The 16,850-nt window shown below is 45.1% G+C and carries 11 protein-coding genes; 4 read left to right on the plus strand and 7 right to left on the minus strand.

The window, feature by feature from the left end; genetic code table 11:
• Positions 1 to 10 precede the first annotated feature (10 nt).
• From MKHDV_RS17920 to MKHDV_RS17930, 3 genes are all read right to left on the minus strand, one after another.
• Complete coding sequence (locus tag MKHDV_RS17920; RefSeq protein ID WP_160717771.1) at positions 11 to 2,128, minus strand: Mu transposase C-terminal domain-containing protein; 2,118 nt, start codon at positions 2,126 to 2,128, stop codon at positions 11 to 13.
• A 111-nt stretch (positions 2,129 to 2,239) separates the two neighbouring features.
• Positions 2,240 to 2,476 (minus strand): hypothetical protein, encoded by a 237-nt coding sequence (locus tag MKHDV_RS17925; RefSeq protein WP_160717773.1) that lies wholly within the window; start codon positions 2,474 to 2,476, stop codon positions 2,240 to 2,242.
• Positions 2,476 to 2,922 carry a hypothetical protein gene (locus MKHDV_RS17930; protein WP_160717775.1) on the minus strand — a complete coding sequence of 149 codons (447 nt, stop codon included), beginning with the start codon at positions 2,920 to 2,922 and terminating at the stop codon, positions 2,476 to 2,478. Before MKHDV_RS17930 ends, MKHDV_RS17925 begins: the two co-directional genes overlap by 1 nt.
• Before the next feature lie 268 nt (positions 2,923 to 3,190).
• On the opposite strand from MKHDV_RS17930, the gene MKHDV_RS17935 reads away from it, so the two are divergent.
• Complete coding sequence (locus tag MKHDV_RS17935; RefSeq protein ID WP_160717777.1) at positions 3,191 to 3,664, plus strand: helix-turn-helix domain-containing protein; 474 nt, start codon at positions 3,191 to 3,193, stop codon at positions 3,662 to 3,664.
• Positions 3,665 to 4,355: 691 nt separating this feature from the next.
• Here MKHDV_RS17935 and MKHDV_RS17940 read toward each other — a convergent pair.
• Positions 4,356 to 6,968: a M48 family metallopeptidase gene (locus MKHDV_RS17940; protein ID WP_254060527.1), complete on the minus strand. Its 2,613-nt coding sequence runs from the start codon at positions 6,966 to 6,968 to the stop codon at positions 4,356 to 4,358.
• A gap of 33 nt (positions 6,969 to 7,001) precedes the next feature.
• On the opposite strand from MKHDV_RS17940, the gene MKHDV_RS17945 reads away from it, so the two are divergent.
• A complete protein-coding gene (locus MKHDV_RS17945; RefSeq protein WP_160717779.1) occupies positions 7,002 to 7,364 on the plus strand; it encodes a molybdenum cofactor biosynthesis protein MoaE in 363 nt (120 codons plus the stop codon).
• Between the two features lie 161 nt (positions 7,365 to 7,525).
• Here the strand turns inward: MKHDV_RS17945 and treS are convergent, their stop codons facing one another.
• From treS to MKHDV_RS17960, 3 genes are all read right to left on the minus strand, one after another.
• Positions 7,526 to 10,855, minus strand: coding sequence for a maltose alpha-D-glucosyltransferase (treS, locus tag MKHDV_RS17950; RefSeq protein WP_160717781.1), 3,330 nt, complete (start codon positions 10,853 to 10,855; stop codon positions 7,526 to 7,528).
• 511 nt (positions 10,856 to 11,366) lie between these two features.
• Positions 11,367 to 12,728, minus strand: coding sequence for a sodium-dependent transporter (locus MKHDV_RS17955; RefSeq protein ID WP_160717783.1), 1,362 nt, complete (start codon positions 12,726 to 12,728; stop codon positions 11,367 to 11,369).
• Between the two features lie 569 nt (positions 12,729 to 13,297).
• Positions 13,298 to 14,377 (minus strand): tRNA(5-methylaminomethyl-2-thiouridylate) methyltransferase, encoded by a 1,080-nt coding sequence (locus tag MKHDV_RS17960; protein ID WP_160717785.1) that lies wholly within the window; start codon positions 14,375 to 14,377, stop codon positions 13,298 to 13,300.
• 230 nt (positions 14,378 to 14,607) lie between these two features.
• On the opposite strand from MKHDV_RS17960, the gene recA reads away from it, so the two are divergent.
• Positions 14,608 to 15,687, plus strand: a complete 1,080-nt coding sequence (gene recA, locus MKHDV_RS17965; RefSeq protein WP_160717787.1) for a recombinase RecA — start codon at positions 14,608 to 14,610, stop codon at positions 15,685 to 15,687.
• Between the two features lie 101 nt (positions 15,688 to 15,788).
• A partial coding sequence (gene alaS / locus MKHDV_RS17970; RefSeq protein ID WP_160717789.1) for an alanine--tRNA ligase occupies positions 15,789 to 16,850 on the plus strand: 1,062 nt, incomplete at its 3' end.

A 16,850-nucleotide genomic window follows, 5' to 3' on the forward strand; every position in this document is an offset into this window, starting at 1 on the left:
TTTCCTTTTCTTATGATGCTACGGTCTGGCGAGTACGCCCGTAGTATTTGCGTAAGCGTTCGTATCGTGAAGCCGCGTTCTGTTTGTATTCTTCTGTGCTTTCGTAATATTCCATCCATTCACGGTCTGGATCACGAAGAAGCACATTGTCTTTCGCTGTAAGACTGAACAGGTAGTCATACTTATCCAGCTCAGTAACAATCTCAGGTTTCTGTACTGGAGGAACATAAGATGGGGCATTGCTGCGCTGTGTTTGCGCCTTCTTCTTAGCTGATTCAATGCTGAGAACTTTTGTCTGTGAAAGTGGCGTAGCTGTGACCTTCTTCGGCTCAATTTTCTCATTTTGAATGGCAGCCATCCGGTCACGCTGCGCAGCAAGTGAATCTTCAAGAACCTGTCGTGCAATGCTTGATGCGTCACGCTCCTGATCTTTCTTCAGAGTAATTGCTTGCTGAAGTTCTTCACGGTGCTGATCCGTTCCAAGCAAGCTAGCAGCAGGATGAATTGCATTCTGACGCTGCGCCTTACAAATGAACTCGCTACCATCTTCACTGAACACTAAAATCGAGGAGCGATCGTGTAGGTCATACTTAATTTGAACTGCATGCGTTCTGCCGTGCATCAGGCCGTCGTAGTAGCGTTCACCAAGAAAGCGGATACCTTCTCGACGTATCTGACGCACTGCTTTTGCCATCATAAGGTGGCGCAATTTGCTTTCATCAACACCAGCACCTCGCCCTTGCATAAACACTTCTGCAGGAGTTTTCCCGTTCAGATGCCCACGCTGTGGTCGCTGGATATATTCATCTATCCACTGAGCCACTACGTAATGAGTTTCCTCAAGGGTCAAGGGGCGGCCTCCAGCAGCATCATATGCTTTGCGATGCAATGGCTCACCACGATTTAAACGTGCTGGCTTTGCAGCAATGCTATTGCCCACGTATGACGGCACCCACTGCTCTAGCTCGTGCAACGTTCCAAAAAATCGTTCGATTGTTTTTGACTGACCATGATACGGCCATGCGAAAATTGTGTGAATACCTAGGTCTTGAAACAACCCTGCTATTCCTGTCTGGCGGAAGTCTACCCCGTTAAAATACTTGGAGCGAAACGCCCTGCCGTTATCGAGGTAGGCAATAAGAGGGAACTTACCGAGCGTCATAACAGCACGCCGGAAGGCTGCGGCAATGCCCTGCGTATTTTCTGTGGGCATGATCTCCCAACCCATTGGGCAGTTAGACTTCATGTCATACCACATAATAAGTTCCATACGCTGCGGTTTGCCCGTCCAAGGATTAAGCGTTTCAAAGTTCAAAACGTGTCCATCAGCAACAAGGATGTCACCAACTTCAATCAGATTGTAGTCACGCTCAATGTAGAATGCGGCTTTATCATTCCACGCTTTCTTACCTTCACGCGTATAGACCCACGTTCCAAAATTTGTTTCTTTCCAAATAGAAAGGAAACGACGCATTGTGCGCTCTGCGGGGATTGGTAACTTCTGAGCAGTCATTGCAGAAGTTGCCATGCGAATGGCGGTACTAATAGTTGGGTGGTTAGGTTGAAGCACTGCATTAAGAAGTAACTTTGCATGCTCTTCTGTCATCTTTGCGCGCTGTTCATTTCCTGCGCCACGCCTATCTACCAAGGCGACAACCGTTCCATTCTTACGAAGCTCCAGCTTCCAGCGCTCAATGGATTTCCACGAAGTCTTTACGCCAAGAGTTTCCAATAAATGAGGCCATGCTCCACCCTTGTAAGCTTGAATAAAGGAATCACGTGCCACAGCTTTGCTGCCGAATCCAGCCTTACCAATCCATTCCGAATACAGCACAACAAGATCTGCACGGGCTAGCGCTTTCTTACGCTTTGCATCACTTACACCAGCAGTTGCTAACGTAGGCACTGTCAGCTGCGCAGCCTGTTGATCTGCCAGTCTAGCTTCAGCAGAGACAAGAGCTGTGCGGGTTGCTTCAGGCATAGTCGAAACCAGCCACTCATTGCCTCCGCCACGTCCAACACGAGGGCGTGCTTGCCATGATTCACGTTTAGCGCGGCGAAGAACAGTATCTTTGCTACATCCTAAACTGCTTATAAGCTCTTTCGCTGTATATGCTTCTTTCAACATAAGCGTCCTACGTATCGTTTTTTAAGCGGCGCAGGCCAGCCATGCCTGCGCCTAACGCATTATCCAGTGCCATCGACCATGCTCAACTGAACTTGCAAACTTATTATGTAATCACACTGCCTGTTTCATTTTCATTGAGTCCGGCAAACTTAAAACTTTTCGTGGGCATCCCAATTCAATCAGCGCGGCCAAAACCCTCTGACTATCGTCGTCCCCAACAATGGTTTTTCTAACCTGAACTGCTGACACACCAATTTCTTTTGCGACTGATGCCATCGTATGTCCCTGCCCATGTAAATATTCGCGTATTGCCCACGGCTTCCTATTCCTCCCTGCAATTGTGGCCATTACAACTGTGCCTCCAACTGTTTTTTACGCTTCTTTGCACTCCGCTCTGATAAGACCGCCTGTGCGTAGTCACGTAATTTTTTATCATCTTCACTCATTATCTCGCACCCTACAGCCTGTAGAATTGGCTGTAGGGGCGAGATGTCTCCGGTAGCCATGCAGAATGCTACGACCGCCAGAATTGGTGGGGGGTGTTCCCGCGCTGCTGGCTGCAACCATTTGTCCAGTGTGGCTCTCGAGACGCTCTTGGCGTTTCTGGTGCTCAACTGAAGACCAGCAGCGTGGGAGATTTCTGTCAGTTCATCGGCAAGCTGATCGCGTGATAAATTGGGCTGATCTTTCATGACGCGATTCATGTTAGCGCGCACCTGCGGAAGAATCCCCGCAAGCTTTGCTACCTGTTCATCTTGCGTCTCATATTGAAAGAGTTTTACCTGCTTTTCCATTTTACCGTCCAATCTAGCGATGTATTCCGTCCAAACTGACTTGTTGACCTCTTGTTGTGGGCAGGTTAAAAATTGAATTAAGAATTGAATTAATTTTTTAACCGCCCGTGCTTTCTTTATAAGCAAATATGCTTACTCAAATCAAGCATATTTGCTGCGAAAGTTAAACTTTATGCTTTTTTGTTTTTGTTTCAATAATATCAGCATAATAGCTTATCAATCGGGTGCGACACTTAATGCGACAGTTCAAGAAAGGAAGTAGCGCACCATGATTGGTGATAGAATAAAGACAGCTAGAGGGAGCGAGAGTCGTAAAAGCTTTGCTGAAAAGATTGGGGTACACCCTATGACATTGGGCAAGTATGAAAACGGCAAGGTTGTTCCCGGCGGCGAAGTCCTCGCAGAAATAACCAAATATACTAAATGTGAAGCATATTGGCTTTTGACTGGCGAAAGCGAAATGCATTCTCCTGCTAAAACTCAGCAGCCTGAGAACACCTCACAATGCCCGTCTTGCGCTGATCTGCAAGCCGAACTAGCTGAAGAGCGCACTGAACGTCGCATTCTTGCAAAAGAACTGCGCGAAATAAACGCGGAAAACAGGACAATTTTGAAAGAAAATGGGGAGCTGAAAGAGAAGATAGGCGAACTAAAAGGCGAGCTGAAAGCCCGCGCCGCTCCTAAAGATATAGCTATTTCAGATAGCCCAGCAGACGCCGCCAGCTCGCGCAAGCATGCATAAAAAAGAAAGCGGGAAGAGTGATACCACTCTTCCCGCTTTTCCTATAATCTAACACTACGCACATAAAATATATTGTCAATAATGGCAGTATGCTAGTTTATAATACTGCTACTCTGTTTTGCTTTGTCGAATATAATCTCGCGTTGGACGACAAAACACATTTTTTGCCGCCCAAAATTCTCATTTGGAAAGTCAAAGCACACCCCAAATCCCAACTTTTCTCATTTAGAGTTTCTCTTTGGAAAAATATTTTTCAAAAGGAACAAGCCCGCACCAGTCCTATATTCAGCCCATATCAGTACTAGGTTATCTAGACTATCCGGTATTTCTCAAGTCGGGTGTCCCCCTACAATCACGTTAAAGCATGTTTTCAGCTGTTTCATATAATACCAATAACAACAATTCGTTGTCCTTCTATATATAAGGATACACAACGCTACAAAGACCCTTCACGAGTTCGGTGCTATTTGAAAAAAAAGGGCAGCCCGTTAAGTCGTTAAGTCGTTAAGTCGTTAAGTCGTTAAGTCGTTAAGTCGTTAAGTCGTTAAGTCGTTAAGTCGTTAAGTCGTTAAGTCGTTAAGTCGTTAAGTAAAAAAAATCCCCTGTACATAATTTGTACAGAGGATTTTTTATATTTTTTCTTTCGCAGCAGGCTAGAACAAAAACCAACCGACAGTATCACGAATCGTCATCAGGCAATGCCGCGCGCCTTATTAAAGTATTTCTCACGCACCTTATCAAAAACAATCACTGTACGGAAGCACGACACGATAATGGCGAATATTGAGAATCCTAGAATTAGCTGCTTCTGAATATCCCATTTCTCTTTAAACAAAAGCCCCGTTGCCCATTCCATACCCGACTGTTGTCCGTAGAACATGGACAAAGGCAGTGCGACAACAACAATGCACATAAAGGCAACCTCTACCCAGAAGAAGGTACGAGCCATAATGAGCATGAACAGCGTAGAATCTCGAACAACCTTTAAAAACTTTAATCGGTTTTCGAGCTTTTCCAAACGTTTTTCCTCTGTCTCTGCGACAGTCTGCGCCTTCTTAAAAATGTCTGCGACCTGAAAATGAGTCTTTAATGCCCATTTAATATTCGCAGCACACACATTGTAATTTTTATTAAACTCAACGAGTGCCCGTGGGAACGGAAACCATGCCGCCTCTTCCCGAATATAACTCAACCGTTCTCTCTGGTTCTGAAATTTCTTTTTCAGCTCGCCTGCTTCTTTCGTGACATATCTGTCCAAATCCTTAGAAAGATCATGACAACCATGGAGAATGAGCATGAAAGACACATAGTTTTTAATATCGCTTGCTGCTGTCATTCGTTCAATCCGCTTCATACTTTTTACAAAAAACGGATTTCCCTCGTCAAACCACTCATGAACTTCTTTTTTCAGTCCTTCCAGCTTTTCCACAGCCTTTTCCACCTGACTTTCAGCCTCCATCCAAGGGCCATAGAGAGCTGACAAAACCTGAATATGCCCACGCTCCATTTCTGGATCGATAAGCACCCTATTAAAGTAGTGAGGTGTTTTTTCGACTAATAAAATAAGTGAAGACATTGCCTGTTCAGCAAAACCAATTTTAACCTGACATACGGACTTACGATACTGGGCATCCTGCATTGTTGGACACATGCGCAACACTCGGCTGTACAATTCAGAAGCCTGTTGGAACTGGGATGTAAATTCGAGCAATCGTGCTTGTAAAAATACGCAGTATGCTTGTTTTACCATCGGTCCAGAAAGAATTTCTGCTTCTTTCCACATCATCATGGCTTTGTGATAGTCACCCCGCTCCATTGAAACAAAACCGGCAAGCATCCGAGGCATTGGATCCCGCGGTGCACGGATTCCCAAGTTTGAAAGTTCCTTGTCCGCTACAATCAAATCCCCTGACAGCACATAAGCTAGTGCACTCCAGACAGGATTATCGTCACGCGGAACGACATCATTCAAACCTTTCGCAAAATCTTTGCCACGGCAAACCCACATGTGCTGCATCATGCGCAGCTGCGAGATCTGGTTCACGCCATAAACAGCATTCAACAAAACACCATCATGTTCTTTTGAAGCCTGAATATTTGTAAGTGCGGCATCATCCTTAGTGCAGAGCTTTTGCTCAATCGTTTCGAACGCTTTGTTGAACTCGTCAAAATTTAATTTTGAAAGTTCATGCCACACTTTTGGTACAAGCTTAGTTAAAGAGCGTGTAGGGCATTGATGAGATGGATGCGTGCGCATGCCACAATAAAAACAATGGTCATGACTGCCTGCAATAAGATGCTTAGAAATTTGCACTGGCAACATGCCGCTTTCTACTGAATGATCTACGGTGAGTGTGACCTTACACCAGTCATCAACGCTGCTTGCATCTAGCGAAAAGTTAACATCATGCACTTCAAAAGAGCGTCCGAGCAAGTAGCCGGAACGGAAGCTCATGTGTGGAAAATCTGGAACAAGCTGGTTCCAATCCAACGCCATTTTTTTCGGGAGATCGGGGTTAAAGTTCAACCCGCGCTTGTTTGTCACAGCAACAACAGCAGGCCAATAGGCTTCCCGCTTAGTTGCTTTTAGATTATCCACGTGCATCAAATGCTCGCGAGTCCATTGGCGAAGCATATGCAAGTTTTCCACTTGGAAAACTAAGTAACTATCCTGAACAAGAAATTTAATTTTCAACCGCTCAAAAAGATTTTTCATTTCCATGGCATAGGCACGCCAGCCTTCAAGAAAATTCTTTTCCATGGTGTTACCAAGCGGCTTAATAACACCATACCACCCTAAGGAAGACTGATACGGGAGCCGCGGGTCAACCATCAGCGATGCCCATTCCACCGGAGCCAACCCAGAACGGGTACCTTCCGGCTTAAATGTCAGCCCCGGAAGCCCCCTTCCATCGTTACGGCATTTAGGATGCACTAAAATCTGGCAACTATCGGAAACAATAACAGACTGCGCCATTAACGACGGTTCAACAGAAAACGTAATTTCACGTTTCGGGCTGAACAATAGCTTCGCCGGAATTAGCTGAGCATAGAGTTGCAAAGCATTAAACTTAGCCCAAACACTTAATCTGGCTGCTGCCAAAAAAACATCAGAACTAAAAAAGAACCATAATGCTTGATCTCTATCAACTTCTACCTGCAATCCACCATAGTCCTGCAATGTTTGCACTACTGCCGGATTAAGTTCACCATTCCAGCTAATCCACATGCCATAGCCAGTGGCTACCATGCGGGATTCCTGGAACATAGGAAGTTTGTTGAGCAAGTTCGATAAATGAGGCATATCTACCTTTCACCATTACTTTTGGGAGGACTTATGGACATTACCAGAACTCTGGCTGAACTGAAAAAAGACCCGGGTTTTGCCGAAAATGTCGGCATGACACTTATTCATAACGGTACAGTACGCGGTTGGTCTCGCAAAGACCGACGAGAAGTTAAAGCGATTCGTGTTCGTCATGATTACGATAAAATCGAAAGCATTCGTAAAGAGCTTGAACAAAACGAAGGCATTTACCGCATTATTACCGAAGCGTACGAAGGTGACTTCACGCCCGGTGACGATGTAATGTACCTTATTGTTGCAGGTGACATTCGCGAAAACGTAAAAGCAACTCTTGCTGAACTCCTCGATAGAATCAAGTCCGAAGCAGTTACCAAAGAAGAAATTTTTGCCTAAGTAATAATCGGCATTTTTCTGTTTTTCACTAGTTCCGGACAAACTACGTTCAAGAAAATGACACTTTTTGCCGGATACACTGTTTAATAGATAAATTTGCAAGATTTATTCCAATAAAAAAGAGCCTGCACACTCAATGCAGACTCTTTTTTATTGGAATCCTATTTCCGATCACAGGCTCGTCCTGATTGCGGACAATGAATGTTTAAAACACTCTTCAGCACAATCTCCAGATCTACTGGGTCCATTGATTCAAACTGTCGTAAATCCATAAATTTTCTTTGAAGACAAAAGACATCCAGCATACAGCGTAACGCTAACGGGTCACTCGGCAACAATCCGCTACCTTCAACAGTTTCTGCATAACTCCGCAGCAACACGCCGCCTGCATTTCTGCGCCATACTTCGCCCCATATTTCAAGCTTATCCTTATCTTCAGAACGGATAAATGAAGCATTATATAAAACAGTTAGCGCGGTGTATTGAAGAGAATCAAGCACATCAACCACATCACGTAACGAACTATCTTTGAGCCTGCGAGCTGTAAATGAACGATGCTTCTGTCCTTCAAAGTTGACGAACAGAAAATCTTTACCGGTGTAAAAGACTCTTCGAAGATACAAATTGCCATGTAATCTAATTTTATGGCAATCGTACGAATATTCAAGAAATTGCTTTGCATCTTCAAGCATCATTTTTTTGCGTTCAAGTAACATATCTACATGCGGAATCACGCTGCTATCCAGCTTTCCTCTCTTCCGCTTAAGTTTTTCCATTGTGCGCTTCAGCACACTTTGCACGCTTTGATAGACGGAACGCGTATACAATTTAGAATATGCTTCAGGAGCAAAATCTTTATTTGCTTCACGTCGGCATAACGTCAGATGCATTTCACCAAGGCGTTTACCCAGTAGTGTGAACACAGTAACATCCGCTTCTGTCAGGACCTCTGCGCTATTTAACTCAGGGCGCTCGAAAGCTATTTCGAACACATCACCATCAAGCTCTTCCGGTGCTTTCTCAATGGCACTATCTATAGCAAGTCTGCCTTCATAGAATCGTGTAATGCTATCCACCACCATTTGGCGTAAATCAGACTCAGAATGCGTGTACTGACTATAAACACCTACATAGTGCTCATCTCCACGTTCACAAACATACTTCACTGCACCAAAATAACGAGGAACATTCGGGAATCCGCAGGTTACAGATAAGTATTCCAGCATCTCTGCATCCGGGTTAATACCGTCGCTCAATCTACGATACATGCGGAAAAATAGATCATCACCACAAACAACGGCACTGGATTCCGGATAATCTTTCCACCAGCCAAAGCAATCACGGAAGACCGGAAGTCTCCGTCTATCCTGAATTACAGAAAAAACACCATTCCTACCGGAAATAGTTTTCAACTGCTTATATAAATTGATAAACGACTCACAACTCCGCCCTTCAATAAATCCTTCTACCAACGCAGCGGAATCTGCGCCCTCATTCAGTGTACAAATAAGCTCAGGAGTTCGTGCTGTAATAATATCTGTTGCCGTCACCCCCTCTACCCTACTGACAAACAACGTGTACAATTCAGAAGGTTGTTGCATAAACTGCACAGACACAACAAGAAGCCATGACTGCTGTGTTTCTTTACCAAACGGCATTGCTTCCCGAATAGAAATGTCCCGCAGGATAGTATTCGTCGTCAAAAGCTTATTGCGACGTATGAAGTATGCCGGAAGCACACTCTCCAGCCCGCTTCTAAACTCTTTATCAAACATATTCACAGTTGACGCCGTAATATCCGGAACCACTTCGGAGCGCGCCACTTCTTCTGCTACATTACGATGCAACGTGAACATGAAATAGCCGTGAGGATTAAGCGTCAAATCGTACATAGCAGTTCGAACCATAGGAAACTTGGTATGCGACATAAGCTCAATTGGTTCGCACCCTTCATAGCCCACAAGGTCAAGTGAAGCAGCTTGCGGGAAACGGGAAAGATTACAGACAATTAAAATATTTTCTTCACCATAGGTACGAATAAAAGCCAACACCCTATGGTTATCCGGCATAAGAAAAGACACATCACCCCGCGCAAAAGCAGAATATTTTTTACGCATGGCAATCATACCCTTCAGCCACCAGAACAACGACGACTTGTTTCCCTGCGCTGTCTCCACATTCACAGCTTCATAGTGGTATTCAGGATCAATAATCACCGGCAGGAATAAACTCTGTGGATTGGATCGAGAAAAACCGGCATTTCTATCTGCACTCCACTGCATAGGCGTACGAACCCCGTCACGGTCACCGAGGTAATAGTTATCGCCCATAGAAATTTCATCACCGTAGTACAACACCGGAGTTCCGGGCATGGAAAACAACAGCACATTCATTAGCTCAATCTTGCGTCTATCGTTGCCAAGCAAAGGAGCAAGCCTGCGTCTGATCCCTAAATTGATTCGACTCTTAGGATCACGTGCGTACATTCGATACATGTAATCCCGTTCTTCATCCGTCACCATTTCAAGCGTCAGCTCGTCATGATTTCGTAAAAAAATTGCCCACTGTGCATTCTCTGGAATTTCTGGAGTTTGTTCCAAGATATCAATAATCGGGTATCTGTCTTCCATCTCAAGTGCCATAAACATGCGCGGCATTAAAGGGAAATGGAATGACATATGACAAGCATCACCATCACCAAAATATTCAGCAGCATCTTCCGGCCACTGGTTTGCCTCTGCAAGCAACATCCGGTCTTTATATCGTACCTCTAATCGGGCACGCAGCTTTTTCAAAAAGGTAAAAGTCTTTGGTAGATTCTCGCAGTTCGTCCCCTCTTCTTCATACAGATACGGCACAGCATCCAGCCGTACACCATCCACACCAAGTTTGAACCAAAAATCAAACACCTTGAAAACGGCCTTATGCACCTGAGGATTTTCATAATTCAAATCAGGCTGATGATGGTAAAAACGGTGCCAATAGTAGGCATTGGCAAGCGGGTCCCAGCTCCAGTTGGAAGGTTCAAAGTCTTTAAAAATGATGCGGGCATCCTCATACTTTTCCGGCGACTCGTTCCACACATAAAAATCTCTATGTGAAGATCCGGCAGGCGCAAGCCGTGCACGCTTGAACCATTCATGCTGGTCCGAAGTATGGTTCAACACCAGCTCGATAATAATCCGCAAGCCACGCTTATGTGCCTCGCGAATAAGTTTTTTTACGTCCTGAATCGTCCCATAGTCGGGATTAACATTCATATAATCCTGAATGTCATACCCATCATCCCGCAATGGTGACGGAAAGAACGGTAGCAACCATACAGCAGTAACGCCAAGATCCTGCAAATAATCCAACTTTTCAATAACGCCTAGAATGTCCCCTTTACCACTCCCAGTGGAGTCGTAAAAAGATTTAATATGCAATTCATAAATGATTGCATCTTTATACCATGTGGCAGTGTCGGAACCTGAGTCTGTTTTTTTCGGCATACAACTTCCTGAAAGTTAGGTGTCGTGATCACCTAACCATAACAAGGTCTCACGAAGGTTGAAATGCGATTATTTTACCACGGGTTTATTTTGTAGCCGGTTATGCATCCGGCGGCGCTTGCCTGCGGGGCTTTAAGAACCTTCTTGAAAAAAGGTTCTTAAAAATCTCCAAAAACTTTTATAAACGAGAAAGCACGTAGATATATTTTTTGCGCGGCCTAATTTCACTAACTTGAATAACGAAAAGGGCTGTCCTTCATATGAAGGACAGCCCTTTTTTATTTTACTAAAGGTAGTGGAGTATAGCCGTTAAATTACAAAAGCAACGGACTAACCTCGCAAATAAAAGTCTTTGGAAAAGGGTCTGGAAAAAACCTTTCTACAGAGCCCTAGCCGTTCTCGAAGCATGAGAGATTACGGATAAGGACAGTGAAACAAGGTTTTCCCCAGCCGTCGGAGACAAATTAAAAGGCGTCGCAGACGATACTGCTCAGCTCAGCCTAAGGCATTCTTAGAATGCGCCAAGACCTTTAAGAAGTACGATAAACACGAGGATTGGCGTAATCCACTTTACGAGGAAGAACCATACCTTGAGGATACCTTCGTTAGAAAGAGTACCGTTGTTGGTAAGACATTCTTTAGAGCGTTCCCAGCCCCATACCCAACCTACGAACAGGCAGATAAATGCGCCGCCAGCGGGAAGCAAAATATTTGAACTAAGGAAATCGTACATATCAAAGAAGTTTTTGCCGAAGATTGTCACGTCTGAAAGAGTGCTGAATGACAACGTTGCCGGTACACCACAAAGTCCAATACCAACTGCAACGATGATAGTTGCAACTTTACGGGAACAAGACGGGATAGTTTCGATAAGGAATGCTACTGGAACTTCGAACAGGGAACACATAGCACCAATTGTTGCTACGGATGTGAGCACGAAGAACATGGTCATGAAAATCTGTCCACCAGGGAGTGCGCTAAATACTGCTGGCATAGTCATAAAGAGCAGACCCGGGCCAGCGGTTGGAGCAAGACCGTAGTTGAATACAGCAGGGAAAATAGCGATGCCTGCAAGCATTGATACGGTAAGGTCAGCGAGCATAACGCGCATGGTGGTTTTAGGGATATCTGCTTCATCAAGGAAGTAGCTACCGTAAGTCATCATTGTCCCCATACCGAGAGAAAGCTTAAAGAAAGCAAGACCCATGGCATTAAGTACTACTGCGACTGTTACCTTAGAGAAATCTGGAGCAAATAAGAACGCAAGACCTTCGCCTGCCTTTGGCAGCATAAGGGAGCGTACGCAGATGGCGCAGAGCATGAGGAACAGAACAGGCATAAGAATTTTAGTTGTTTTCTCAATACCCTTTGACACACCCGCGATAAGGATAAGTGCAACAAGAGCAAGAACAAACCACTGCCATGCTAAGGAACCGATAGGGTCAGATACCATGGAACCGAATGCAGCTTCACCAACGGCTTTATCAAGCCCGTTAAGCTGACCCGATGCAGCCTTAACTACAAAAGCAAAAACCCAGCCTGCTACATCGGTGTAGAAAGCCATAATACAAAAAGCTGCAAGTACGCCGCCACAGCCCACAAGGAACCAAGGAGAACTAGGCGCAAGCTTGTGCCATGTACCAATTGCGTTTTGGCGAGCCTTACGACCAAGCATAATTTCGCCAATCATTACAGGAAGGCCAACTACAAGAGTGGCAAGCAAATATACGATAAGGAACGCGGCACCGCCGCCTTCACCTGTCATGTACGGAAATTTCCAAATATTACCCAGGCCAACTGCCGAGCCTAAAGTCGCAGTGAGCACACCAAGAGCAGTGGCGAACCCATCACGATTATTCACAGGAGACGTCATTTTCCACCTCAACGAGTTTAACAGTTTTGTTATTTGTCGCCCCCGTTGTAGTGTGCAACGGCGATGCATTCAAGTCTTTTTGGTCACATTTACCATTCCAATTTGTCATACCCTACCGCGATAGTCAGTAAATATGGAAATACTTTCTGTATTTCCAATTAATAACGTAACCAATCAATACCGTTCACCGTTGTGACTCATTTATTGTCTCTATTATAGATACAACATGACTGTTGTAGATACTAAATAGTCGCTGAAAAAAAACATTCTTCCCTTTATTTTTCATCTTTGAACAAAAATGACAAACTAACGTACTTATTTCTGCAGTTTTATAATTTGACAATAGATACAAAAAAAGAGAGCTCTTTCACAGATGTGAAAAAGCTCTCTAATATGACCCCGGATTGACCGTTACCGGTGATACTTTGCAAAATCCTTTAATTAAAGGATATGGCAGCCGCCGCCAGGAGCAACTCAATCCCCTTTGGTGACAACGGCAAGGTGCCTGCATTTGATAGTATTGATTCTGCCTACGTGTCAGCGGCTCACGAATCATCCAGGAAATTCTATTATTTCGCGCGGGCACGAGCCTCGTCGCGTATTTCTTCTTTTGCATTTGGCCAAAGCCATTCAGCCCAGCCCATTGGTGTTTCTCGCGTTGGAGTAACAGTAAGGATACGTTCTTCTTCGTTGTCCTTACCTATAGTTACTACACTCACTTCAATTGGAACGCCAGCTTTTTTTGCTTTAGGAGAGTAAGAAGCCGCCCATGCTGCTGCATCAGCGATTGTTTCTTCTGTCCACGGAGCACCTTCAAACTGACGACCGATGGAGGTAGGCCCCGGATAGTCAACAACCTTAAAAACGATGTCTGTATCCAACTTTATCTCAAGAAGCAGCTCATTGTCTATCTGGTTTCGACCAACAGACATCCAGTGCTTTCCAGACCAATACTGACGTCCTACGTTGGAGAGCTTAAAGTCTGCCACAGAAGGTGTCGGCGAAAATTTAAGTACAGGCCAGTAACGTCTGGCATTCTCACGTTCAGTAAGATTGCAGCCGCCACCAGGTGAAGGAACTTCAGTGAACTCGTAATGTTCAGCAAGTTTTAGCTGCTCTTTACGTCCACGTCCAAAAAGACCTAACAGTTTATCGCGCTGCACCAGTCCAGACTCTTCCATTGGGGTCGGGTCCTGACACAAAGCACACAAAGGACGAAGCAGTACGGATTGCACGTCTGCATCGCGCTTAATAACATTAAGAGTGTCTCTACGCTGCGACATCGGGCGCTGCCCGATAACCTCACCGGAGATAATAAACTTTGCGCCAAAACTTTCCATCAACTCATGTGCTTTTCTGAGCATCAGGATTTTACAGTCAACACATGGGTTCAGAGTTTTACCAAACCCATGTACAGGGCGTTCCACCATCATACGTACGTACTCTTCCGACACATCAACTGCGTCGATTTCCATATCGTATATTTTTTCCCAGTGGGGCACCAAGTCCGGTTTACCAAAAAATGGAGTTACAAAATGTAACCCTTTTACCCTAAGCCCCTGATCCTGTATTACTTTTACAGCGAGCAGAGAATCCAGTCCGCCGGACAGTAATGCCACGGCGTCATATTGCTTCGTTACCTTTTCCATGCACGCCAAATAAGACCCATTACGTATAAAAGCAAGACTAGTTTTACCCTTCAAACCCTATTCGTCTGATTTCATGAATAAAGATTTTCGGACACATATTTTTTTGATACTCTTGATTTGTACAATGTACATAATCAACGTTGCACCTTTTGGAGATTGCCCCTAACTCAGCGATTTGCTATTCACGATGAGCGCTCCCCAAACAACACTTCCCGTACGGAGATAAAAAAATGGCTACTAAATCCGCAATGAGTTCGGATGATATGCGTCGTGAGGCTCTCACCACGGCTATGGGCACTATTCAACGAAAATACGGACAAGGTGCCGTAATGAGACTGGATGACGATGCACATGTCGCAATCCCTATTATCCCATCCGGCTCGATCACAATTGATATGGCACTGGGCATCGGTGGCATTCCGAAAGGTCGTGTTACAGAAATTTTTGGCCCTGAATCTTCCGGCAAAACTACCCTTGCGCTACATGCCATTGCACAATGCCAAAAGCAGGGCGGAACTGCGGCATTTATTGATGCAGAACACGCACTTGACCCAACATATGCTCGCCAACTCGGTGTCAATACCGAAGCGCTGCTTATCTCCCAGCCGGATTACGGCGAGCAGGCTCTTGATATTGCAGACATGCTTGTTCGTTCCGGTGCTGTTGATATTATTGTTATCGACTCCGTTGCTGCGCTTATTCCGCAGGCAGAACTGGAAGGCAACATGGGCGAAACACAGGTAGGTGGCCATGCACGACTTATGTCTCACGCCCTGCGTAAACTTACCGGTACAATCCATAAATCCAATGTGTGCGTAATGTTCATCAACCAGATCCGTATGAAGATTAACACAATGGGCTACGGTAACCCGGAAACTACTACCGGTGGTAACGCACTTAAATTCTACGCTTCTATCCGTATTGATGTACGCCGTATTCAGTCCCTTAAGGATAAAGAAGAAGTGTACGGTAACCGCACACGCGTAAAAATTGTTAAAAACAAAGTTGCACCACCATTCCGTGAAGCTTTATTCGACATTTTGTACGGAACAGGCATATCCCGTACTGGTGAATTGATCGATCTTGGTGTAGAACACGGTATAGTAGATAAAAGTGGTGCCTGGTATGCGTACGGCTCTGAGCGTTTAGGTCAGGGTAAAGAAAATGTTCGAGCTTTCTTGAACGATAACGACGCAATCAGAGATCAAATTGAAAAGAAATTACTTATACATTTGGGCGTAATTGAGGAAGATAATGGAGAAGCAAAGCCGGAAGCGGCTCCTGCTCCTAAAAAATCTTCCAAAAAATAACATCGCTTCTCATATTTGAGAATAAAGTACGCCGCCCTGACCACAGGGCGGCGTTTCTTTTAACAATAAGCCGTTAATGTTTTTCTAAGGGAGACAACGCTGTGATTACCGCAAACGAAATTCGGGAGAAGTTTCTCAAATTCTTCGAGGACAAGGGACATAAAATTGTGTCTTCTTCGGCCCTCATTCCTGCCGACGACCCCACTCTGCTCTTCACCAACGCAGGTATGGTTCAGTTTAAAAAAACATTCCTCGGTCAGGAAAAACGAGCGTATGTACGTGCCACCACTTCCCAGAAGTGTCTGCGCGTAGGCGGCAAACACAACGACCTTGAAAACGTAGGCCGTACTGCACGCCACCACACATTTTTTGAAATGCTCGGCAACTTTAGCTTTGGCGATTACTTCAAAAAAGATGCTATCCGCTTTGCATGGGAATTTCTTACTGTAGAGCTTGGTCTTCCTACAGATAAGCTTTTTATCACCATCTACAGCGATGATGACGAAGCTAAAGAAATCTGGATGACCGAAGCAGGCGTGCCTGAAGAAAAAATTTTCCGTCTCGGCGAAAAGGATAATTTCTGGTCTATGGGTGATACCGGTCCTTGTGGTCCGTGTACAGAAATCCATATCGATCAGGGCGAACACATGACCTGTGGTCCTGACTGTGGCATTGGAAAATGTGATTGCGACCGTTTCCTCGAAATCTGGAACCTCGTATTCATGCAGTTCAATCAGGATGAACAAGGCGTTCGCACTCCACTTCCTAAGCCAAACATCGATACCGGCATGGGTCTTGAGCGCATTGCAGCGGTTTGTCAGGGTGTAAACTCAAACTACGACACCGACCTTTTCCTCGAGTTCATCAACTTTATTGCCGATCTTGCAGGTGTAAACTACAAAAAAGACGGCGACGACGTAGACACTGCTCTTCGCGTTATCGCTGACCATAGCCGTGCTATCGCTTTCATGATCAGCGACGGCATCCTTCCTTCCAACGAAGGCCGCGGATACGTTCTGCGCCGCCTTATCCGTCGTGCATACCGCTTCGGTCGCCTGATGGGTCTTTCCGGCTGCTACATCCACAAGTCTGTTGCTAAAGTTGTTGAAGTTATGGGTCCTCAGTACCCTGAACTTTGCGACAACGCAGATTTTATGGATCGC

This window comes from Halodesulfovibrio sp. MK-HDV (assembly GCF_009914765.1).
In the GTDB taxonomy this organism is placed as follows: domain Bacteria; phylum Desulfobacterota; class Desulfovibrionia; order Desulfovibrionales; family Desulfovibrionaceae; genus Halodesulfovibrio.